At 51.6% G+C, this 21718-nt stretch carries 21 protein-coding genes; 2 read left to right on the plus strand and 19 right to left on the minus strand.

Features of this window, described 5'->3' with window-relative positions:
* Nucleotides 1–6: 6 nt before the first annotated feature.
* The 7 genes from DVH26_RS29640 to DVH26_RS29670 all read right to left on the minus strand — a co-directional run bounded on the left by DVH26_RS29640 (nucleotide 7) and on the right by DVH26_RS29670 (nucleotide 5971).
* Nucleotides 7–1269 (minus strand): AGE family epimerase/isomerase, encoded by a 1263-nt coding sequence (locus DVH26_RS29640; RefSeq protein WP_239628520.1) that lies wholly within the window; start codon nucleotides 1267–1269, stop codon nucleotides 7–9.
* 22 nt (nucleotides 1270–1291) lie between these two features.
* Nucleotides 1292–2800 carry a sodium:solute symporter family protein gene (locus DVH26_RS29645; RefSeq protein ID WP_239628521.1) on the minus strand — a complete coding sequence of 503 codons (1509 nt, stop codon included), beginning with the start codon at nucleotides 2798–2800 and terminating at the stop codon, nucleotides 1292–1294.
* A gap of 137 nt (nucleotides 2801–2937) precedes the next feature.
* Nucleotides 2938–4080, minus strand: a complete 1143-nt coding sequence (locus tag DVH26_RS29650; RefSeq protein ID WP_239628522.1) for an ROK family transcriptional regulator — start codon at nucleotides 4078–4080, stop codon at nucleotides 2938–2940.
* A gap of 85 nt (nucleotides 4081–4165) precedes the next feature.
* Complete coding sequence (locus tag DVH26_RS29655; protein WP_239628523.1) at nucleotides 4166–4342, minus strand: hypothetical protein; 177 nt, start codon at nucleotides 4340–4342, stop codon at nucleotides 4166–4168.
* 299 nt (nucleotides 4343–4641) lie between these two features.
* Complete coding sequence (locus DVH26_RS29660; RefSeq protein ID WP_239628524.1) at nucleotides 4642–5025, minus strand: DUF6220 domain-containing protein; 384 nt, start codon at nucleotides 5023–5025, stop codon at nucleotides 4642–4644.
* A complete protein-coding gene (locus tag DVH26_RS29665; protein ID WP_239628526.1) occupies nucleotides 5018–5515 on the minus strand; it encodes a DUF6022 family protein in 498 nt (165 codons plus the stop codon). The genes DVH26_RS29660 and DVH26_RS29665 overlap by 8 nt, the downstream gene beginning before the upstream one ends.
* A gap of 21 nt (nucleotides 5516–5536) precedes the next feature.
* Nucleotides 5537–5971 carry a DUF6526 family protein gene (locus DVH26_RS29670; RefSeq protein WP_239628528.1) on the minus strand — a complete coding sequence of 145 codons (435 nt, stop codon included), beginning with the start codon at nucleotides 5969–5971 and terminating at the stop codon, nucleotides 5537–5539.
* Between the two features lie 169 nt (nucleotides 5972–6140).
* On the opposite strand from DVH26_RS29670, the gene DVH26_RS29675 reads away from it, so the two are divergent.
* Nucleotides 6141–6728 (plus strand): TetR/AcrR family transcriptional regulator, encoded by a 588-nt coding sequence (locus DVH26_RS29675; RefSeq protein ID WP_239628531.1) that lies wholly within the window; start codon nucleotides 6141–6143, stop codon nucleotides 6726–6728.
* Between the two features lie 92 nt (nucleotides 6729–6820).
* On the opposite strand, the gene DVH26_RS29680 is transcribed toward DVH26_RS29675, so the two are convergent.
* The 3 genes from DVH26_RS29680 to DVH26_RS29690 form a co-directional block, all read right to left on the minus strand.
* Nucleotides 6821–7654 (minus strand): carbohydrate ABC transporter permease, encoded by an 834-nt coding sequence (locus tag DVH26_RS29680; protein WP_239628533.1) that lies wholly within the window; start codon nucleotides 7652–7654, stop codon nucleotides 6821–6823.
* 17 nt (nucleotides 7655–7671) lie between these two features.
* Nucleotides 7672–8553 (minus strand): carbohydrate ABC transporter permease, encoded by an 882-nt coding sequence (locus tag DVH26_RS29685; protein WP_239635537.1) that lies wholly within the window; start codon nucleotides 8551–8553, stop codon nucleotides 7672–7674.
* Nucleotides 8554–8705: 152 nt separating this feature from the next.
* The gene (locus DVH26_RS29690; RefSeq protein WP_239628535.1) at nucleotides 8706–9980 is read right to left on the minus strand and encodes an ABC transporter substrate-binding protein; all 1275 of its coding nucleotides are present in this window, start codon (nucleotides 9978–9980) and stop codon (nucleotides 8706–8708) included.
* A 251-nt stretch (nucleotides 9981–10231) separates the two neighbouring features.
* Between DVH26_RS29690 and DVH26_RS29695 the strand changes: the two genes are divergently transcribed.
* Nucleotides 10232–11071 carry a helix-turn-helix transcriptional regulator gene (locus DVH26_RS29695; protein ID WP_239628537.1) on the plus strand — a complete coding sequence of 280 codons (840 nt, stop codon included), beginning with the start codon at nucleotides 10232–10234 and terminating at the stop codon, nucleotides 11069–11071.
* A gap of 75 nt (nucleotides 11072–11146) precedes the next feature.
* On the opposite strand, the gene DVH26_RS29700 is transcribed toward DVH26_RS29695, so the two are convergent.
* The 9 genes from DVH26_RS29700 to DVH26_RS29735 form a co-directional block, all read right to left on the minus strand.
* Nucleotides 11147–12058 carry a hypothetical protein gene (locus DVH26_RS29700; protein WP_239628540.1) on the minus strand — a complete coding sequence of 304 codons (912 nt, stop codon included), beginning with the start codon at nucleotides 12056–12058 and terminating at the stop codon, nucleotides 11147–11149.
* Between the two features lie 85 nt (nucleotides 12059–12143).
* Nucleotides 12144–12536, minus strand: coding sequence for a hypothetical protein (locus tag DVH26_RS29705; protein WP_239628550.1), 393 nt, complete (start codon nucleotides 12534–12536; stop codon nucleotides 12144–12146).
* Nucleotides 12537–12590: 54 nt separating this feature from the next.
* Entirely contained in the window at nucleotides 12591–12989 is a 399-nt protein-coding gene (locus DVH26_RS29710) for a hypothetical protein (RefSeq protein WP_239628552.1), read from the minus strand.
* A 374-nt stretch (nucleotides 12990–13363) separates the two neighbouring features.
* Complete coding sequence (arfA, locus tag DVH26_RS29715; protein ID WP_239628554.1) at nucleotides 13364–14881, minus strand: arabinosylfuranosidase ArfA; 1518 nt, start codon at nucleotides 14879–14881, stop codon at nucleotides 13364–13366.
* Nucleotides 14882–15016: 135 nt separating this feature from the next.
* Nucleotides 15017–16009 carry a LacI family DNA-binding transcriptional regulator gene (locus DVH26_RS29720; RefSeq protein WP_239628557.1) on the minus strand — a complete coding sequence of 331 codons (993 nt, stop codon included), beginning with the start codon at nucleotides 16007–16009 and terminating at the stop codon, nucleotides 15017–15019.
* Between the two features lie 531 nt (nucleotides 16010–16540).
* On the minus strand, nucleotides 16541–16708 hold the full coding sequence (locus DVH26_RS37400; protein ID WP_379462184.1) for a zinc ribbon domain-containing protein: 168 nt from the start codon (nucleotides 16706–16708) through the stop codon (nucleotides 16541–16543).
* A gap of 123 nt (nucleotides 16709–16831) precedes the next feature.
* Nucleotides 16832–17866 carry an alpha/beta hydrolase family protein gene (locus DVH26_RS29725; RefSeq protein ID WP_239628558.1) on the minus strand — a complete coding sequence of 345 codons (1035 nt, stop codon included), beginning with the start codon at nucleotides 17864–17866 and terminating at the stop codon, nucleotides 16832–16834.
* A gap of 17 nt (nucleotides 17867–17883) precedes the next feature.
* A complete protein-coding gene (locus DVH26_RS29730; protein ID WP_239628561.1) occupies nucleotides 17884–19005 on the minus strand; it encodes a glycoside hydrolase family 88/105 protein in 1122 nt (373 codons plus the stop codon).
* 183 nt (nucleotides 19006–19188) lie between these two features.
* Nucleotides 19189–21480, minus strand: coding sequence for a glycosyl hydrolase family 95 catalytic domain-containing protein (locus tag DVH26_RS29735; protein WP_239628563.1), 2292 nt, complete (start codon nucleotides 21478–21480; stop codon nucleotides 19189–19191).
* Nucleotides 21481–21718: the final 238 nt, after the last annotated feature.

Raw genomic sequence — 21718 nt, forward strand, 5'->3', positions numbered from 1 at the left:
TGGATGCTAAGCTTTGGAATACAGCTCGATGATAAGCAGCACGTTGCGAAGGATATGAAACGGATCCTTGACGGGCAGCGCGACGACCTTCTCCATCGGGTTACCCTCCCGGTCGCGTATTTGAATCCATTCTCCGATCCGCCGGTCCGGCTGGGGGAAGGTCCGGAAGACGTAGTCGTGCGTTCTCGAGTAGAGCTCCTTGAACCGACCTTGGCCGGTCAGCTCGTAAGCTAATAATGAGCAGTACAGTGCTTCCGAGTGGGGCCACCACAGCTTGGAATCCCATGTATCCAACACTAAAGCTTCGTATGGATCCCCGGTGCGCTCTCCCTTCGGCTCGCCCCCGTCCGCATCGACGAAGCGGAACAGCCCGCCTTGCTCCGTATCCCATCCGAGCTCGAACGCTTTTTCGATGACCGGCATCGCTTGTTCAACCAGATCCTCCTGATGGAGATGCTTCGCCGCATGAATGACGAACCACATGCATTCCAGCGTATGGCCCGGATTGATATGCCGGCAAAGAACGGTAGGAGGCGCATCGCCTTGGACAGGCAGCAGCTCCGCAATCCGGTGATCGGGCTGGCGGAACTCCGTCATAATCCGCTCGCCATACGACTGGCATTCGCTCCTCAGCCGACCGGCTGCAGGATGCTGAAAGTGCTCCAGCGTTTCCATGAGCTGCGCGGAAATGTTCAACAAGATCATGGTGACGGAATGGGATTTCAGCCCTTCCGGTATCGGGTAAGGCTCGCTGCGGATAGTGCCGCTGCTTATGCGAGTCCGAATGCGGTCGTACAGCTCGAGCGCTTCGTCTGCAACATCTCCCCGCCCGCTGGCTCGGGCGAACTCGGCAAATCCCAGCACCACGAAGCAATCCGCATAAAAGCTCGTATCGTAGCCGGCGCCCGGAATGCTCTCCTTCTTGTGCCCGTCCTCGGTCAATAGAAAGGCACAATTGCCGTTGTCCAGGAAAACATGATTGCGGAGAAACGTTACCGCTTGCTCCGCTTCATTCATATAAGCTGAGGTGCTGCCAGGCAGTACGCCTTGTTCTGTCAGCCTGGCGATCCGGGACCATATCCAGATGTATCGTCCCTGCGACCAGGTGTATTTGTCCGTGCTTATCCGCTCGCTGCCTGAATTCGTAAAGCAGGTGTATAAGCCTCCGTGCCGGCGGTCAACCGCTTTGCTCCAGAAGGGCAGCAAATCCTCTAGCAGGTGGCGTTCGTAAAAGGTCCGCAGCAAGCGGGTATCCCACGCTTCGTTCATCCGGCTCCATCCTTTCCATGTCCTACGCTTTGACTCCATTCCCCTGCGAGTTCGGCTCGTATGAATCGGTGCTTATCGATTGAAGCAGCTCCTCCACCTTGGGGTCAACCGGCGTTTTCCGGTTCAACCAGCCCATGCCGATAAACAAAATCGCCGATACCAGTACGGGGGAGGCAACCAAGGTCGCTGTGCTGACGGTGAGAACATATTTTACGATGACAAAGGTGACGATCCCGGCTGCCCACGATACGATAGCCGCTTTGGAATCGCTTCGCTTGAAGACGGGAATCAAGCCTAGCAGCATAGGTATCGAGATCGGGCCAACCAGGGCGCCGAACCAGACGATGAGCAAGCTCAAAATACCGCCGAACGTGCTGGAGTAAACCGCAATAATTAAGGTGAGCACGACGAAGGTGATCATCGCCCCGCGTGCTACCCGAAGCGCCGCCTTCTCGCTGAGCGTGCGGTATTTCTTCGACATCACCGGCAAAATATCCCGGGTAATGACCGCCGTAATCGCGTTGGCGTCCGACGTGGTCATAGCCATCGTATGGGCAAACATGCTGGCCAGCACCAGTCCGATCAACCCGTGCGGGAGCAGATCCATCGTCATCATCGAATACGATTGTGTCGGATCCTTCAGGTTTTGGTAAAAGAGCGGAGCGGCCCACATCGGGAAGAACAAAATGAGCGGCCAAATGAGGTATAATGCGCCGGAAAGCATGGCGGCCTTGCGCGCATCGGAACCGCTCGGTGACGCGATATACCGCTGCGCCAGATTCCATGTGCCGCCGTTATAGCTGAGAAAATCTATGAGGATATAAGCGAGAACGAAGCCCATCGTATACGGCCCGACCAGAGGCTGGCTGTGCGAAGGCGGAAGCTGATCCCAGATGCCTGTGACCGATCCTATGCCGCCAAGCTTCATAACGACGATGACGAACATCGCCAGGCCTGCGATTAATTGAACGATGAATTGGGCGAAATCCGTCCAAGCGTCGGCCCACAATCCGCCGATCGCCGAGTACAGAAGAGAGATGGCGCCGGATAAGAAAATGCCTACGGTTAAAGGTACTCCTGCGAACACGTTCAGGATGACCGCGATAGCCGCCCATTTCGCGCCGACGTCGAATAGCTTGAGCAGCACACCGCTCCACGCCATCAGCTGCTGGGTAGGCACATTGTATCTCGTGGCCAAATATTCCATAGGGGATTCGATGTTCATCCGCTGGCGCAGACGGGCCCATCTTGGAGCAATGAGAGGTGCGCCGACGAACACGGCAATGGCTACCGGAACGGCCCACCAAATGTAGAGAGTAAACCCGTAAGTATAAGCTACTCCCGCATAGGCTACGAAGACCGCCGCACTATATCCGGACATGTGATGAGAGATGCCGGACAGCCACCACGGCATTTTGCCGCCTGCCGCAAAAAAGTCCTGAGTACCGCTGATCTGGCGAAAAGACCAGACCCCGATGCCCACCATGAGGAGGAAAAACAGACCTAGCACGATCCAATCCAACATTGTCATAATGGAGATCACCTCTTCATTTTGATGGTATGGACCAATTAATCCTAAACTAGGACAAATTGTTACTACTAAATTAACACGCTTACATTTTGCGTGTCAATGTTATTTCACTTTTATTTTATTTTGAAAAAAAGCTGTTATTCCTTTTCAAAATCAAGAATAACAGCGAATGCGGCTCCTACGCTTGAGGCATACGAGCTTTTGATGAACAATATGCTAGTTTTTTCGGTAGGAAGCTTTAAAGCCCTTCTATCTACGGTGGACAACACCGACTGCTTGAAGGCGTCCACCTCATGGAACGGGCTGTCAATGACGATATGCCCCGGGTTCAGCAGCAAAATGATTTGCGAGAGGGCCATCCCGACATACTGTCCGGATTTATCCATAATCTCTTGGAACCGGGAGCCCTCCGTTCCTTCTTCCGCTATATACCGCCCAAGATCGTCTTCGGTTTGCACGTCGGGATGCTGCTGCTGCATTTGTCTAACCATCGCCGGAATGCTGACCAAGGCTTCCAGGCAGCCTCTTTGCCCGCAGCTGCAGAGAGGTCCCTCCGGCTCCACGCACAGATGCCCCGCTTCTCCTGCAGTCCAGCTCGCACCGCTGTAGATTTGGCTGTCGATAATATGGGCTCCGCCGACCCCTTCGTCCATGCGCAAATAAAAGGAGTTGGACGAATGCTCCGCCGGAAGCCCTGAGGAAGGAGCGATGGCCGCTGCTTTTACGAGATTGAGCACCTTCGTTGTCACCGGCAGGCTCGAGTCCATTCTCTCCTTCAACCGGACATTCCTCCAACTCAGATGGGAAGAAAAATGGACGACCCCTTCGATCGGATCGACAAGAGCCGGAACGGCAATCCCTATGCCGAGCACCTCCGGGTGCTGCCGGATCAGCTCGCTGCACAGATGAATCAGCTTGCCGATGTAGGGCTCCGGATCGTCCGTTTCCATCGGAACGCTTCCCTTATCGAGCACCGCCTGGCAATAATCCGTCACGACATATTGAAAGTAGGAATGCTGGATCAGGATCCCGATGCTTTTGTACGCTTCCGCCTGCAAACGCAGCTGAATGCGGGGTCTGCCGACACCGCCTTGTTCATCGGCGCCGATTTCCTTGACGACCCCGTCTTTTATAAACTTATCGACGATTAATGAAATCGTATTTTTACTCAAGCCCAATGCGGCAGCGATTTCTTGTCTGGAACTGTGCTTCCCGGCCCTAAGCAGCGCCAGCGTCCGTTTTTCATTTTGCTGTCTTAACAGGGCTGTGCCTTTGCTCATGAATTGCCGGCCCCCTTACTAACGTTCACTTTTACGCTTCATCATAGCATATTTACTATTGGCCTTTCCATTCGCTTAAGACTCCTCATTCGACCACTTCCCAATCGATGCTGATCATCTTGTCCGCCCAGCTGCGGATATTGATTTCAATCGCCTGCTCGATCTCCTCATCGGTCAGCTCCCCAAGCTTCGTTTCTTCGATGACGAGCTCATCGGCCTTAACCTGCTGCCCGCCGACGGACAGCTGCACTTTAATGCGCATAATGTACCTCCTTTCCCGCCGGTTCTATTCAAGGGTTGTTCCCTAATTATACCATAGGTTGGATGTAAGTTATTTCTATGCGGGCGGGACCTCCCGGACTAAACAAAAAAGCCGCAGCTCATGCGGCTTGCATTAGGTCCTTTTTGACTGCGGAACGGTTAGATGTGGTGGGCAGACGCTTTCTATTTGGAGGTGAAGGCAGGTAGGAGGAAACGCAACGCGGCTGCCGTTACATACCGGTAGCAGCAGCATATTTGATATTACCCTCCAGTGTTTGTCCTGCATGGTCAAGCCTCCAACTAAGCCGAAAATCGGACGTTTGAACGGATAAGCTCCGCACAGCTCCAGAATAGCATAAGAGCGATCACCGGGTGAAGCGCAGACAAGCCTCCGATTCGTGATGAGAAGATAGCAGTCAAAAACATACCGATAATCATTCCAAATAGTCCGATGCATCTCCAAATCGTTTTTGAAGTCAGCCTTGCGCGCCATGCCAATACGGCCATTATCAAAGGAAGGAATGAGAAATATCGGGCAAAGCTTATATGGGTTACCCAGTTGGATGAATCGACGAATAACGCAAGTCCTGCAAAGAAAACTTGAAGACCTACGGAAATGGCAAACAGCCAAGCAAGCACGTTAAAACAGAGATGAGTATAATGATGGCCTTGGGTTTTATTCATACGTCCCTATACCTCCATCTATCGAATTCCCGCTTTCCGGATCAGCATGCAGGATACTATGCGAAATACGTTCCGGTTCCGTCTCCCGGATCACGTAAACTTGCGGCAATCTAGGCAATCGCAGGCGGGTATGGTCGTGAAAAATTCTAAAGACCAACGTTCCCAGCTTCTGTCCGTTATCTTGGTGAATTACGCTCCAAAACCGTCTTTCGCGGTCTTCCCATGGTCCCCAATGCTCCTCCGATTGTGGAAAAGCCCCTGGCAGCACAGGCTGGGAGGTAAAACCTGCTTCAACCATTTCCTTCACTAGCGGTTCAAAAAGCTTGCGGCAAAAGAAGCCATACGCAGAATCGCCGCCTTTTGAGAAAATCTTCTCGATTTCCGGCAGATGCATCTCCCATACTTGACGGCAGCTCCGATCGATATGCTGCTGAATATAAGTTTTCAGCGTCTCCATCGTGGTCCCTTTGAACGCTTCAGTTAAATTCATGTGACACCTCCGAGTTTGTATTTACACCCGATCGTAATCGGCTTTCCATGCTTTAATCGACCTCTTGATCTTGTCGGGAGCAGCATGTTCATTCACGGCCATTGCACACAAAGATAAAAATTCTTCATCCGCTGCAAAACGCAGCGCGATAATTTGGTCCATCGTTAGACTGGGATCGAGCAGCTTGCCGGTTAATACAAAGTAACGCAAGTTTTCTTCTGCGCGAATCGCACGATCTTGAGCTTTGCATGCAAATATCCGCGAGAATATCATAGTCATGACCATCATCAAGGATAGGCTTACAAGTATCAGTGATACAAACAGCGATATCCCGTTTCGTGCTGCTAAGATTAAATAGACGATTGCAGCCGTAAGCGTGACGAAACCGAGCGGTACGAGAACAAAATGGAATGCCGGTACTAGCCTGATGTAATTGCCGTAGCTTTGCGTCTTCATGTTGACCCACCTCCTTTCACTTTGACTATTCCCTGAGTGAGTGCACACTCATTTTGCAGCGCTAATTTCATCTATGCATTCAATCCGTCACTTGACTTTGAGTGAGTGCACACTCATAATATGAGCATAAACAGCTTTTCATCACCTGTCAATAGAGTGAGGGATAATCATGGATTTAAAAAACAAAATCACTGAAGCTGCCGAGCAAGTGCTCTTAATGAACGGGCTGGCCAAGACGACGACCAAAGAAATCGCCCGTGCAGCCGGCTGCTCGGAAGGATCGTTATATAATCATTTCAGGAACAAGGAGGATATCTTTCTCCACGTATTACGAGGACAATTGAAACATTTGATGGGAGCCTTAACCATGCTGCAGGGCCTTGCCGGTAAAGAAACGGTACGGAAAAATCTCGAACCGGTAGCTCTTACTGCACTGGAGGATTTCAGCAGCTCCATGTCCTTGATCTGCTCTATTTTCTCGGAACCGGATATTCTGCTCCGGCATCGGGAAGGCTTTACTCTGCGAAATGAAGGCCCTCATAGGGCGAATGAGGCGGTCGAAGCCTACCTGCAAAAAGAGAAAGGACTTGGAAGAATCCGGGAAGACATGGACCCTAGGGCTGCTGCGGATTTATTGCTTGGAAGCTGTTTTCAGCATGCGTTCCAGATCAACTTCTTGGGCAAAGTCGAATCTCACGAAGAACGAATTGAATTTGTGGATCGCATTTTGAACACCCTGTTTCCTCAAGAGCAGTAAGCTTTATTCCCGATCGGGCGCAATCCGCCCTTCAGCAAAAAAGACAGCCGAGCTATAAGCCCGGCTTCACACTTGATTACTATGATGTCGGCTCAATCCTTGATAGCTCCTGCTGCGATATCCGATATAAACTGCCTGCTGACGAACAGGAACATAACGACCAAAGGCAGCGTGGCCATCAGCGTCCCCGCCATAACCATGGCGTAGTCCGTTTTGTAAATCCCGTTCAACTGGGATAAGACAATCTGCAGCGTATATTTCTCCGGATTGTTCAAGATGATGAGGGGCCACAAGTATTCGTTCCAGTTGCCCATAAACGTGAAAATACCGAGGAACGCAAGCGCCGGCTTCAGAATCGGAAGCGCGATATGCCAATAGATGCGGAAATGATTACAGCCGTCGATCTTGCCCGCTTGAATCAAATCGTCATGGACGGCGCCCTGCGCATACTGCCGGATCCAGAAAATACCGAACGCCCGGGCCATATCGGGAATGATCAGCGCTTTGTACGTCCCTACCCACCCCAGCTTTTGCATAATGATGAAGGACGGAATAAGGGATAGCTGGCCCGGAATCATCATCGTTACCAGGAGCAGCACGAACAGCGCGTTTTTCCCGGGGAAATCGAATTTCGCAAAGAAAAAGCCCGCAAGAGAACAGAAAAACAGCACCAGCACCGTTGAGACGACGGACACGTAAACCGTATTGAATAGACCGCTGAAAAAATCGATATTGCTCAGTACATTGCGGATATTGGTCATCAGCTGAGTACCCGGAAGCAAATTCGGCTTGGAGCTGAATATTTCGCTGTTCGTCCTTGTCGACATGACAAGCAGCCAATAGAACGGGAACATGGAAAGTATGACCCCGCAGAGCAAGAACCCATGTAACCCTATTTTTCGAAACCACACATCCTGCCCAATCATGCGCTATCCCCTTTCCGTTACTTTGATCCGCTTCGCTGAACGATGGCCCAGTTCAACACCGAGAACAGCCCGATGATAACAAACAGCCCCCAGGCTACAGCCGAGCCGTATCCGAACAAGTTTTTCGTGAACGCCTGCTGATACAAGTAAAGAACGATCGTCATCCCGCCGCCCCCGGGTCCTCCGCTATCGCCCATAAATACTTGAGACTCGGTAAAAATTTGCATGCCGCCGATGGTTGAAGTGATGACGGTAAACAAAATGACCGGCTTGATCAACGGGATGGTGATGCCGAAAAACGTCTGCATAGGGCTTGCCCCGTCAATCCGTGCAGCCTCGTATAAAACGCTCGGAATGCTCTGCAATCCGGCCAAATAAATGATGGCGTTATACCCTGTCCAACGCCAGACAACCATGGAGGAAATGGCGATCTTGATCCAAAACGGCGAATCCAGCCATTGAACGGGCTCCAATCCCAACGAAGTAATAATAAAGTTCAAGAAGCCGTAGCGATTGCCGAACAGCGTACCGAAGACAATAGCAACCGCAACGATTGACGTGACATTGGGCAGGAAGAAGCTGATACGGTAAAAGTCCTTATATTTCACAAGCGCCGAATGAAGCATAAAGGCGATAACCAGCGCCATGAACAGCATAGGAATCGTCGAGAACGCCCAGATTTGCAGCGTATTCCATATCGACTGCCAGAAGTTCGCATCCTCCAGCAAATAACGGAATTGATTCAACCCGACGAACTCCATCTCGCCGATGCCGTCCCATTTGTGGAACGCCAGATAGAGAGAGAAAACAATCGGGAATAAGCCAAATATGGCAAATAATATATAGAAAGGAGAAATAAACAGGTAGATGGCTCGATTCCGGTATATTTCCCGCCACAGCTGCCTTCCCTTCTTCAATTCGTAGCTCGCCCGGGAGCTTACGGGAGCTTCCGCGTTATTCATAACCGGTGTCCTCCTCCTTTTATAAGCTGATTCATGAAAAGAAAGGGGACTCTTCTTTAACCTGCGAATCCCCTGACAGCCGTTAACGGTTAGCGCGAGAGCTCCTTCTTGATTTTCGTTATCGCATCGGTCCACGACTTCTCCGGATCTTTCCCCTGCTTCTCAATAAGAGGCAGCTCTTCCTTCAGGAACACCGTGTCGGGAACGGAAAATTTAGGACCGCGATAAGCAACCTTGACATTCTCGGCTGTTTTGGAGAAAATTTCTCCCGTTTTCTGACCGCCGAAGTAATCTTCCGAACGAGCCATTTTGGCATCGCTGTACACGCTCGGCGTAGACGGGAACAAATCCATCGTGACGTACGATTGCAGCTGATTTTGCGGATTCATTAACCATTTGATGACCTCGTAAGCTTCCTTCGGATGCTTCGACGTTTTTAGTATGCTGATGAACGATCCGCCGTTGTTGCCGTCTCCTCCCGGAGCACGGGCGATACGCCATTTGCCGGCCGTATCCGGCGAAGCGTCCTTCAAGATGCTCTTCATCCATACCGCACCAACGAACGACGCTATCGATCCGTTGCTCAGGGCCGCGTTCCATTCCGGCGTCGAACGGTCGAGCTTGGCGCTCAAATCGAATTTTTGCACAGCAGCAGCATAATCCCATGCCTTCTTCACATGCTCCTGATCACCGATAAACTTGTCTGACGTATCGAAATACAGCTTATCGCCTTGGCTTAACGCTTGGCTGAATACCGTTGTAATCGTATCCGTCATATAAGCGTTCGTAGCCGCCTTCACCTTTTTACCCGCTTCTATGTAGTCTTCCCATGTTTTCAATTTGGCCGCCACTTCAGCCGGCTCCGTCGGCAAGCCCGCTTTCTGGAACAAATCCTGACGGTAGAACAATGCCGTCGGCCCTGTATCCATTGGCAGCGCAATGAGAGACTTCCCGTCCGGCGTCACCGCTTGGCTCCATTTCCATTTCAAATAATCCTTCTCCAGCTCCTTGGCTCCCAGCTCGTAAAGGTTAACGAATTTGTTGGCATTCGGGAAAAACTCTCCAATCCATGTGTTCAAGCCTATAATATCGGGACCGCCGGCTCCGCCAGCCAATGTGGTCGTCAGCTTCGCCTTGAAGTCGCCGCCGATTTTTTCCGTTTTCAGTTCAATGTTAGGAAACTGCTTGCTCGCCTGTGCCAACAGCTCGTCATCAATCGATTTGTTCCAATACCATAAAGTCAGTGTGATTTTACCCTTGGTACCCGGATCCTGTGAATTGGCAGCCGGCTGGCTGCTGCATCCGATTGCCGTAAACAGCAATAATGAAATGATGATGAGGCTAATCCATTTTTTGAAGACCATGGGCTATTCCCCCTACATTCATAATGGAAAAGACGTTTCTCAACCTGAATTGACGAACAAATGCGAGGATAAAGCGTTTACAAATAGGTACAACCACCTCCCAAAAAACGCTCCGGTAGGTCCATGCTGTCTGTCCTGATATGTGGCATATTCTTATTATAAGATCTTGAAATGAATTGAAAATATAATATAATTCGGAATATATATGAGAATGTGAATATTGAGAAAAGAGATTAAAAGGAGACTCTGCTATGACGATCCCATCTTTTCGCAAAATGTTCCTGCTGTCCGCCTTGGATCAGCAGCTCCCCTTCTACGTTGAAAGCATCGGTATAATGTCCCATCAGGAAAATATTTACAGGAACGAAGGCTATCCTTATTTTCACTGGCTCCAGACCATCGACGGAGAAGGAGAATTCACTTTCGGCAACGAACGGTTTCTGCTCCCTACCAATCAAGGCATTCTGCTTATACCCCATATTCCTCATTACTACGAGGCTCGCACACCCGTTTGGACTACCATGTATATCACCTTCGGCGGAGACCAGATCCAATCGATCTTGACTTCGCTTGGTCTTCATCTGTCCTCCCTGTATAAATGGGAAGAACAATCACCGCTCGCAACCATTCTGGAACGCATTTTGGACAAAATAAAAATAGATTCGGATTTCTCCGAATTGGATTGCTCGATCGAGCTGTACCAGTTTTTGATATGCCTCAAAAAATACGGCCAAACGAATAACCAGACCTCGCTATCCCGGCTGTACTCAAGGTTGAAGCCGCTTCTGAACTGGCTGGATGAAGTGTGCCGGGACGAGAACATTACGCTCGATACGATGGCGCAGCGAGTACATATGAGTCCGCAGCATTTGAACAAATTGTTCCGAAGCACCTTCGGCATCAGTCCTTATTCGTACTTGATCCGGCTTCGCATTCAAAAGTCGAAGGAGGCTCTCGTAGCCCAAAGACAGACAAGCATCAAAGAAATCGCCAAAGACGTAGGCTTTTTGGATGTCAGCCATTTTACGGCCACATTCCGCAAGACAGTCGGCATGACCCCCGACCAATTCCGAAAGCTTCACACTTCTTAACCCTTAAACAACAAAAACTGCCCTCAAGGCCAACGAGCTGGCTTTGAGGACAGTTTCAACGTTCCTGTACGGTGCTTACTCAACCGTTATTTTGTTGTTGAAGTACACCATCCATGGAATTTTCGTATAGGTCCCAGATTCATCGTCGATTCTCTCGAAGGGATTCTCCACCACGATGAGCGTCAGATCGCTGAGCGGCCTTCCGCTTGGCGGCTCGAAGGCAAAGGGCAGGGAGATCAAGCCCTCCTTCCGCTCCGTCTTGCGGATAAAATGAACGGGCTGTTCCGCCTGCTCGTTATTGACGAGAGCGGTAACGGCATACTTCTCTACCTCCGGCCTCGTAAAGAAGTGGAGATCATAGGACGATCCCGGCTCATGCTTGAACCGTTTCAGCATATCGTTTAGGCTCGTCGGCTTTGGTCGGGTCAAAAATACGTTTCTGACCTTGCTTCCTTCGAGCTGCCCTACAGCCACTTCCTGAAACGCCGGCTCCGTCACTTTGTCGCTGCCGATCAACAGGGTGGCGCGACGGTAATAATACGTCTCCATCGGACTAACCAGCTGATCGGTCATCAATGGCTTATCCGGATTGCGCACGGCGACGAGCAGCAGCTCATGGCGCCCGGCAGGAAGTCCGGTTAGCTCCACATCAAGCTGGCCGGAGCCGTTCGGAGCGGTTTCCATACGAATTGTCTTCAGCTGCTTGCCTCCGTAGCTCACCGCAGTTTGCTTGTAATCCAGCAAAAAATACAGCTCGAACGTATTTGTCTCCGGCATCTCGTTCAAAATTTGTATCGAAGGCCGAAACGGCTCTCCTTCCTGAAGCTGAAAAGTGAAGCCCCGGTTGTAGAGAGCATGCTTCTCCATCATACCGAGGCCAACCCGGTATGTTTTCGACTTGTCCGTATTCATCGGCTTGACGGCTTCCCGGTTCGCGCAAGAGCTGGCCACTAGGACGAGAAGGAACAGCAAGAGCAGTTTTTTCATAAGCTTCTCCTGTTTGAGCGTTTTTGACCGGGAGGTACCTCTTCAATAAGTTTCTTTCAATGAGGGAGCCCCTGCTGTACTTTCCTTAAGGGCGGGTATCCAGTACAGCCGAGGTCATTTCTCTGAAATTGTACCAGTCGGCATGCGCATCATGCCAAGCGGTCAGATAGTAAAACTTGTTCTCCTGCACGGGAATTGCATTCGTCGTACCCACTTCGACAAAGCTGTCCGTATCGGTGGACGTATTCCCCGACCATACGGCCCAGCCGTCTTCCGTGATCGTAGCCTCGACGCCTACGCTGTAGTTCTGGCATGTGCCGGAGCATTGCAGGCCGGTAAACGCTGTGGCATCAATGTAACCGCCGGTATTGTTCATGTAAGAATAGTAGCTTGCGGTCGGGTTCGCTTGCGCACTGCCGGCCGCCAAGACAGAGACGAGAGCAAGCACGGCTGCTATCGTTTTATATTTCGGCTTCATCTATATTCCTCCCATGGATAGAAGATAGGGTATTCCGTTCTGCTGCGGTCAAGGTTAGAACGAGCTGGTCGTCGTCGTTCCCCATGAGAAGTAGGAGCCTTCCGACCAATGGTATGCCGTAGAATGGTAAGCTTTGCTGCTATCGACTGGAATGCTCCAGATCGTCGATACGACAGCCCAGCTGCTGCCACTATCGCTTACGTCCATGCTGTTCCATATTTGTACGTTATCCTCATACACGGTCATTTCTACGCCGGCCTGGTACAGCTGGCATTCCCACCACTCGCCGTCACAGCCCTCGTACGAGGTGTACGCCTCCGCTTCAAGATACGAGTCATTGTTGTAAATATAAGACCAGTAGTCCATAACAGGGCTGGCTGCTTGCGCACTGCCTGCAGCCAAAGCAAAGACAAGCGTAAACATAGCTAACATGGTTTTGAGCTTCGTTCTCACAATGATTCCTCCTTTAAGGGTCACATGATAAATAATGCGCTTTCAAAACGAAAACCGCTTGCGTTTAGAAGAGGGCATCACCTCCTTTAAAAGGCTAGTTTCAGGCATCATGAGCAATGTACAAAATACTGGGGCAGGATTCATGAGTGATGGTCTGTCTGCGGTCGGAAGATAACTGCGTCTGTGGGAGGATCGTTGATGTGACGATGTAAGCATAGCTTCTAGGTTCGGGCAACATTAGAGTATCATGCTCACGAACTTTCAGTCAATATATGGATTTTATGATATATATTGGTTTTATCTGCAAAACTAAAAGACAAGCCGCCGTCAGGGACTTGTCTCTGTGGTCATTCTTAATTAGTGGTTCATTATGGCTATTGCTGTTTCGCCAGCCGGATGACATTCCATGAAAACTTCGGAAGCATAGATACGACGCGACCGTCCTTCACTTCGGCGTCTCCCCGGCTGTGCGGAGCTACGCGCCCTTGATGCTCCTTCGTGTTTCTCGCCTTCACGTCGTCGTTCTCTAATACGATATGCTCTACGACTCGGTATCCCTGGAAGCTGCGGATATCGCACTCCAGCAGCAGCGGTTCGTTCAAGTCGCGGTTCACGGCAAAGATCGTAAGCTCATTGCTCTCCTCATTGTATACCGCCGTAGACTCCAAATATGGGACATCCGTGAAGTCTTTGCTGTCATATTTCTGCGAATGGACGATAGGATTCAGCGCAACGCCTCGTCCGTATACGGACGCATGCATGTACGGATAGAATATCGTCTGCTTCCACGCTTCTCCCCCTTTGTCCGTCATGATCGGAGCGATAACGTTGACGAGCTGCGCCATGCAGGCGATCTTGACCCGGTCGGAATGCTTCAGCAGCGTGATCAGCATACAACCGACGAGAATCGCGTCTTCGAACGTATACACGTCCTCCAGCTGTGGCGGAGCGATCTGCCAAGGCTCCAGCTTCCGGTCCGCATCGTGGGAATGGTACCATACGTTCCACTCGTCGAAGGACAAGTTGATCGTCTTCTTGCTTCGCTTCTTTGCTTTGACATAGTCGCAAATGGCGGTTACGGAACGGATGAACTGGTCCATGTCCAGCGATCGGGCCACGAAGTTAGCCGTATCGTTATCCCGGTTCGCATAGTACGTATGCAGCGAAATATACTCTACGTGATCATAGGTATGATCGAGCACGGTCGCCTCCCAATCGGCGAAGGTTTTCATCGCCCGGCTTGAGCTGCCGCATGCTACAAGCTCAATCGTCGGATCGACCCACTTCATCACTTTCGCAGCCTCGACGGCAATGCGTCCGTACTCATCGGCGGTTTTGTGGCCGATTTGCCATGGGCCGTCCATTTCATTACCCAGGCACCATGTCTTGAATTTGTGCGGCTGCTTGTAGCCGTGGGAAATCCGCAGATCGCTCCAGTAGGAGCCGGACGGATGATTGCAGTATTCGACCAGATTCCGTGCGGCGTCGATACCGCGCGTTCCGAGGTTTACGGCCATATTGACTTCGGTGTTGGCTTTTCTCGCCCAGTCGGCGAATTCGTTCGTCCCGACTTCGTTCGTCTCGATCGTTCTCCACGCCAGCTCCAGCCTTCTCGGCCGGTTCTCCTTCGGTCCTACACCGTCCTCCCAATTGTAGCCTGATACGAAATTACCGCCGGGATAGCGGACCAAGGGCACATTCAGCTGCTGCACCAATTCGATGACATCCTTACGGAACCCCTGCTCGTCTGCAAGCGGATGGTCGGGCTCGTAAATGCCCTCATAGACACAGCGTCCCAAATGCTCGACGAACGATCCATAAATCCGTTTGTCGATAGTAGAAATAATAAAGTCTTTGTCGAGAATCATGTTCGCCTTCTTAAAGCTGCTCATTGCTCGCTACATCCTCTCTATTATCGTATTTATAATAGACCGTGTGCGCACACGAAAATATCTTAAAAAAAGTGCGTGCGCTGCCGCATCCGGCCTCGTGTGCGCACACGGTTATAACCAAAAAAAGCTGCCGGATCATATCGAATGTCCGGTAATGATCTGGTAAGGAAGCAAAGGAACCTTCCTGGAGGTGCCTTGTTCGATCTGTTCGACCAGGCATTCGACGGCTTGCAGGCCGAACTCCTCTACCGCATATTCCACGGTGGATAAAGAAGGAGTCACATACTTCAGCACATCGATGTTATCGAAGCCCATAAGGCCGACATCGTCCGGCACGCGCAGCCCTCTGCTTTTCAAATGGTTCAGCACCTCCAGAGCGTAGCTGTCGCAAGAGCAGACGATAGCGGTTTTGCCCGAGCCGTCGGCAAGCTCCATTCTGCTGAGAGCGCCGATGTAGTCTTTGTCCGTTATGATAACAGGCGGTTCGTTCATTCCGCTCTCGGCAAGACCTTCCAGACAGCCTTGAAGCCTTTGCTCCTGCGTGTAAATGTTCGTCATTCCCTTGTAGGAAAGCGGGGGGCATATATAAACAAACCGCTCATAGTCGCGAGAGCGAATATATTGAACCGCCTCTTTCATCGCTTGACGGTCGTCGATACCGATATAAGTCCAGTGATCGGAGACATAGTTGCATATGGTGATAATGGGAATGCCGAGACTTTGCAAATAGTCGTCGAACGCTTCTCCTTCATTGATCGGGAACAAGATGATACCATCCACCTTGCGTTGGATCAAATGCTCAATGCATTTTCTCTCGTTGTCGGGATCCTTGCCTGTAAGCACCAGATCGACAAAATAGCCTTGACTGCGGGATGCGGCTTCTATCGCATTCATCAACTGGGCGAAGGAGCGGTTGTACAAGTCGAACAGCACGACGCCAATCGTCATCGTCCTTCCCCTCGCGAGGCTTCTCGCCATATAATCCGGCTGATAATTCATCTCTCCGGCAACCTTCAAAATTTTGGCCTTGGTCTTCTCGCTGATTCCCGGCCTGCCATTCAGAGCGCGATCCACGGTACCGGGAGACACTCCGCAAATGACAGCGATGTCTTTAATCGTAACTCCCATTGTTCCTCCTGAGGTGACTGCTGCGATGTATCCGGCTGAATTTCATAAATGCCGCATTGGTGTAAAAAATCATTCCGCGACGAATACGATGGTTTCGTGTGCGCACACGGAAGTGGTATAACCAATATATTCCGCCGATGCTTATCTGTCAAGACGGAAAATGTTACGGCTCCAGGAGCACAAAATAACTCTACAAAGTCCTTAGTGTACAATGAACGTTTGTGCGTAGAGAGGGAATTTTGGGTATGGGATTCCGGCCGCTGTTGAAGTTGTGTTCCTTTGAATTACACGCTTACTGAGGTAGAAACACGAGCTTCAAAGGCGGTCGCTGCCGTTCCTCCACCCCACACCCATTCCCTCTCTTGTTCTATGCTGAGCAACGTGCTGCTTCCTTAGAACACAATCTGCTTAAGGGAATGGCAAAAACCGCCCTTTTCTAGGACGGTCATCTGACTCAGGCAAGCTATCTTCCTATGGATTACGATATGGAGGGGACAACCTTATCTGAACATTCCCTGGGGAATGGTTAGCTTAATGTCTCCGTTTTCTTGCCTCTAATTCTTTTTTAAGGGCGATTTCTACAGAGTAGGCGAGCTGATCGAATTTCTCTGCAACCGACTGCTTGAAGATTTCGCCACAGGAAGGACAGGCTTTCTGTTGAATCTTGATAGGCTTAAGGCATTTAGGGCATTGGATCATTATGTGCTCACGACCTTTGAACTTAATGGATACCCTTTATATCGACCGATCACCGTCTGTGCATTATAGCAAAAAAAGAAAAAGCGGCTGAGAAGGGAAACCCCCGTTCAACCGCTTTTAAGCTTAAGACTGAACCTGCAGCTGCCGCTCCAGCCATGCATAAGACCGGTCGCCGCAAATCTCATGCCCGCCGGGGAACAAATGATAGTCGAGCCCTTCAGCAGCGTCTGCGACTCCATAAATTTGCTGCAATCGCGCGATCGCCTTCTCCGTTCCATGCAGAGGGAACAGCTCGTCATGCTGCCCCGCTTCGATGAAGAGAGGCCGCGGAGCGATCAGGCCGACCAGATCCGGCATCTCCGCATAACGAAGTATGCCGGGGATGTAATTGTCTATGCAGTGGCGGCGGTACAGGATGCTGTCCAGAAACGTATTCGTATAGCAGCTGACGACGGCAGCCCGAATCCGTTCATCCAGTGCGGCGGTGAATGCCGCCACCAGACCTCCGCCTGAAAGGCCGAAGATGCCGATCCGGGACGCATCCAGCTCTTCCCGCTCCGCAGCATAGCCAATCGCCGCCATCGTCTCCTGAATCCGGATGCCGGCGGTCGTCTTGCCGAGCATCATCAGATAGACGCTGATCGGAAAGCACGAGTTCGAATCGCGGTTCACGACGGCCTCGTTCTCCAGCTTGCGGTCGCCAAAGCCTATCAGCTCCGGTATGACGACGGCGAAGCCTCTTCTAACAAGCGCGATTCCGAACTTACGGTGAACGTTCGGATCATCGTTCGCTTCACTCCCGTCCGGCAGCAGCCCGACGGCCGATTTGCTCCCGTAGCCGTGCCCGTGGCACCCGACTACTACAGGAAGCTTGCCCTGCCTGCCCTTGGGCAGAAGCAGGTACGTCGGCATGACGAGCGAATCCGCCGTCCTGAGCTCGATCCGCTCACGAATGTAATCGTCGTACTCCACACGCTCGATGACTGTGGCCTCGGGCTTGGAGTACATATCGCCGAAGCCGCCCAACGCATCCACGAATTTCTCCCTTAGCTCCGTCCGCCATTCCTTCCATTGGTCTGCCGTCTTGGCCTTAAAGTCAAGCGTCTGCGAGCGGGTTTCGTACAGCTTGCGAAGATACTCGTCCGGGTTCCATTCCATTTGCATACCTCCTCGGATTAGAGTGCCGATTCCATTGCCTCGATTTCCAGACATGCCATAATGAAAGGCGCAGAGCCCTTCGGATCGTCTCTCCGGGTCGGCTCGCTGATGTAGTAAGCATAGGAGCCGTCGCGGTACGGTCTATTGCCAAGACCGGCAACACTGCAAATATGATCCAGATAATAATCCCCGTTCTCGTCCTTGCCGACACAGCGCTCTACTAATCCGGCATGTCCCCTTCTTGCGGCCTGCAAGGCGTCTTTGCCCAAATAGCCTTTGCGCGCGCCTTTGGCTAAAGCGCATACAAACATCGCAGAGCCCGACGCTTCCAAATAATTGCCCTTGCGGTCTCCGTGATCCAGCACCTGGTACCAGAGGCCCGATTCCTGATCCTGCACGCGCATGATCGCTCCGGCCAACCTGTGGAAAATGCCCACGATCTGTCCGCGCTTCGGATGATCGAGCGGCAAGTAATCCAGCACGTCGACAATCGCCATGACATACCAGCCGATGGCCCGTCCCCAGAAATGCGGCGAGCAGCCGTTTTCCTTGTTAGCCCAGCGTTCTTCTCTCGTTTCGTCCCAGCCGTGATACAAGAGTCCTGTAGCCGGATCGCGCGATACCTTCTCCATCAGCAAAATTTCGTTCGCGATATCGTCGTACCATTCCGCCTCATCGAACATTTGCCCGTAAGCGGCCAGAAACGGGGAAGTCATGTACACGCCGTCCAGCCACATTTGGAACGGGTAAATTTTCTTATGCCACAAGCCGCCCTCGCTTGTCCGCGGATGGCTTTTCAGCTGGGTGACCAGAAGCTCGATGGCTTTCTTGTACTTTTCCTCGCCGGTTTGCTTGTACAGCAGGAACAACGATTTACCCTGATTGATCTGATCGACGTTGTACTCGTTCAGCTCATAGGTAGCGATCGTTCCATCCTCGCGGATAAACAGATCCATATTTTCTTTAATATACCGGTAGTATTTGTCGTCTCCGGTTGTCCGCCACAGCCGTTCCATAGCCGTCAGCGCGCATCCGTTTTCATAATTCCAGCTTCTTCTTTTTTGGAAAGGCATGTCGGATACAATCGGATATTTTCTCATAAAAGACTCTGCCATTGCTACGGACCAAATCGTACTCAAAGTGCTTTCCTCCTCATGCATAGCTGCTTGGATATAACCAAACATAGCATATTTCATTGTAAGAAACTTTACGTTTTTTGCTAAAATGGCGGCGTAGTCGTCTTATTTTGCTGGCCATTTTATTCCACTCGGCTCGAACAGGCGGGACAAGGGGCCCTAGTTCTAGTTCCGTCTGCAAATTAATTAGTCTCTTACTACCGTATAGGAATGTGACGGATTCGTTTCGAACTGAAAGATATCACCGTTTCGCTCTGCCGCTACGGCGTTCCCGTTCGAATCCAGGACGCGAATGCTCCAGGACGCTCGCAGGCGGCATAGTCCGCCATGGATCGCCGTCACGGAAGCCTGCTTCAGCTCTCCGCGTTCCCACTCCAGCGCAACTTCAAATCCGCCCCGCGCCCGCAATCCGCTCACGGATCCGCTTTGCCATGCGGATGGCAGCGCAGGCAGCAAATGAATGGCTCCGGCATGGCTTTGCAGCAGCATCTCGGCAATGCCCGCCGTCCCGCCGAAATTGCCGTCGATTTGAAACGGCGGATGATTGTCGAACAAGTTGTTCAGCGTTGATTTGCTCAGCAATGCCGTGACATTGTCATAAGCTTGCTCTCCATTCCCCAATCGCGCCAAGAAGTTAATGATCCATGCCCGGCTCCAGCCGGTATGGCCTCCTCCGTTTGCTAGCCTTCGTTCAAGCGTCCGTGCAGCAGCTGCAGCCAGCTCCGGTGTTGTGGCAGGATCAATCGCGCTCCCCGGATGCAGGGCGAACAAATGGGAAATATGGCGGTGACCTGGATCCTTTTCCTCGTAATCCTCCAGCCATTCTTGAATTTGCCCGTGCTTGCCGATTTGGATTTGCGGCAGTCTACTTAATGCTTCGCGCAGCTGTCCGGCGAATTCCTCGTCGGTCTCCAGCAGCCGGCTGGCTTCAATGCAGCCTGTGAACAGCTCGGCCAATATTTGATTATCCATCGATGGCCCGTAGCATAACGTGCCGGATTGTCCGTTAGGCAGCATGTACCGGTTTTCCGGAGATACGGACGGAGAAGTCACCAGACGGCCCTTGTCGTCCTCCACAAGGAAATCGAGGAAGAACAGCGCCGACTCCTTCATCGTCTCGTAAGCTTTGGCAAGAAACTCCCGGTCTCCTGTGAACAAGTAATGCTCCCACAAGTGGAGACATAGCCACGCCGCTCCCATTGTCCAGTAGGTGGCCGGCAAATAAATGTCCTGCGGCGCCGTATCGGCCCAAATATCGGTGTTGTGGTGAGCGACAAAGCCACGGCAGCCGTACATCGCTTGCGCCGTCCGCCTTCCCGGCTCCCGCATCCTCTCGATGAGCTCGAACAAAGGCTCGTGACACTCAGTCAGGTTGCATGTCTCCGCATGCCAATAGTTCATCTGTGTATTAATATTGATCGTATACTTGCTGTCCCAAGGCGGCAGCATAAGGTCGTTCCATATCCCCTGCAAATTAGCGGGGAGAGAACCCGGACGGCTGCTCGCTATGAGCAAATAACGGCCGAATTGAAAGTAGAGCGTCATCAGCCCATGGTCGTCGTGTCCCTGCTTCACCCGCTCCAATCTTTCCGGCGTCGACAGCTTCTCAACATCCTGCTGCTGTGTGTCGGCAAGTTGCAGCGTAACCCGGTTGTACAGCGCCTGGTAATCGGCAATATGCGCTTGACGCATTGCCTCGTAAGACTTGGCTTCTGCAAGGTTTAGCAGCTCCGTGCAAGCCTGCTCCGGATCGGCATACCGGAATGTGGTGGCTCCGGCCAGCAGCAAAGTGACCGTTGTCGCCCCTTGAACCAGCAAATGCTCTCCGATAGTTTGCGTGGTTCCGCCCTCTGTAAGTGCCCGGACCATCATGACATAGTCCGTGCCTCCCGTGCCGTAACAGCTGTTGCGGAGTACGATCGCGTTATCTCCCGCTTTGGAGGCCCCGTCCATATATTTGGCTTTCTTCCTGTCGAACCGGGAATAAAAGGAAATACCTTCCGGGTTATCCGTCTCTATTCGGATCACCATGATCCCGTCCGGATAGCTTGCGAACGTCTCGCGTTTATATTGATACCCGCCCAGCTCATAGGCCGTAGCAGTGATAGCCGTGTTCAAATCAAGCTCTCTGCGGTAATTGCCGACGGCCCCTGCATGACCTTCAAACATGATCAGCAAATCGCCCGCGGTCATGTAATGCCGCTGACTGGCAGGCGTTCCCGAGAAAGCCGTCTCAGCCAGTCTGTGGGCTTCCGCCAATCTTCCTTCAAACAAAAGCTGGCGTATGACAGGAAGATGCCGCAGCGCATCCGGGTTATTGCGGTCGCTAGGTCCGCCGTACCAAACCGTATCCTCGTTCAGCTGAATCCGTTCCTTGTCCACTTGTCCGAAAACCATCCCGCCCAGCCGGCCGTTTCCTACAGGCAGCGCTTCGTTCCAGTCGTCTGCCGGACGGTTGAACCAAATACATGAATTCATCTTCTCTTCCCCCGCTTTACTAAAGATTTCAACTTGGGATCAGCGTCTCTATGCAAAGTGCAAAGCCCCATCCATTATAAAAGATGCATGTACAAAAAACTTCATGCATTGTTGTCCGAATCCATCCATTCTTGCGATAATTTGTCTGCTTTGTTTAATGAGCTGCTTGGATGGAAAAACCACGCGTTCCCCTTGACGAGGAATGCGTGGCTCTTGTGCTAATGGATCGGCTGGAGAT

The organism is Paenibacillus sp. H1-7 (genome assembly GCF_022354825.1).
In the GTDB taxonomy this organism is placed as follows: domain Bacteria; phylum Bacillota; class Bacilli; order Paenibacillales; family NBRC-103111; genus Paenibacillus_S.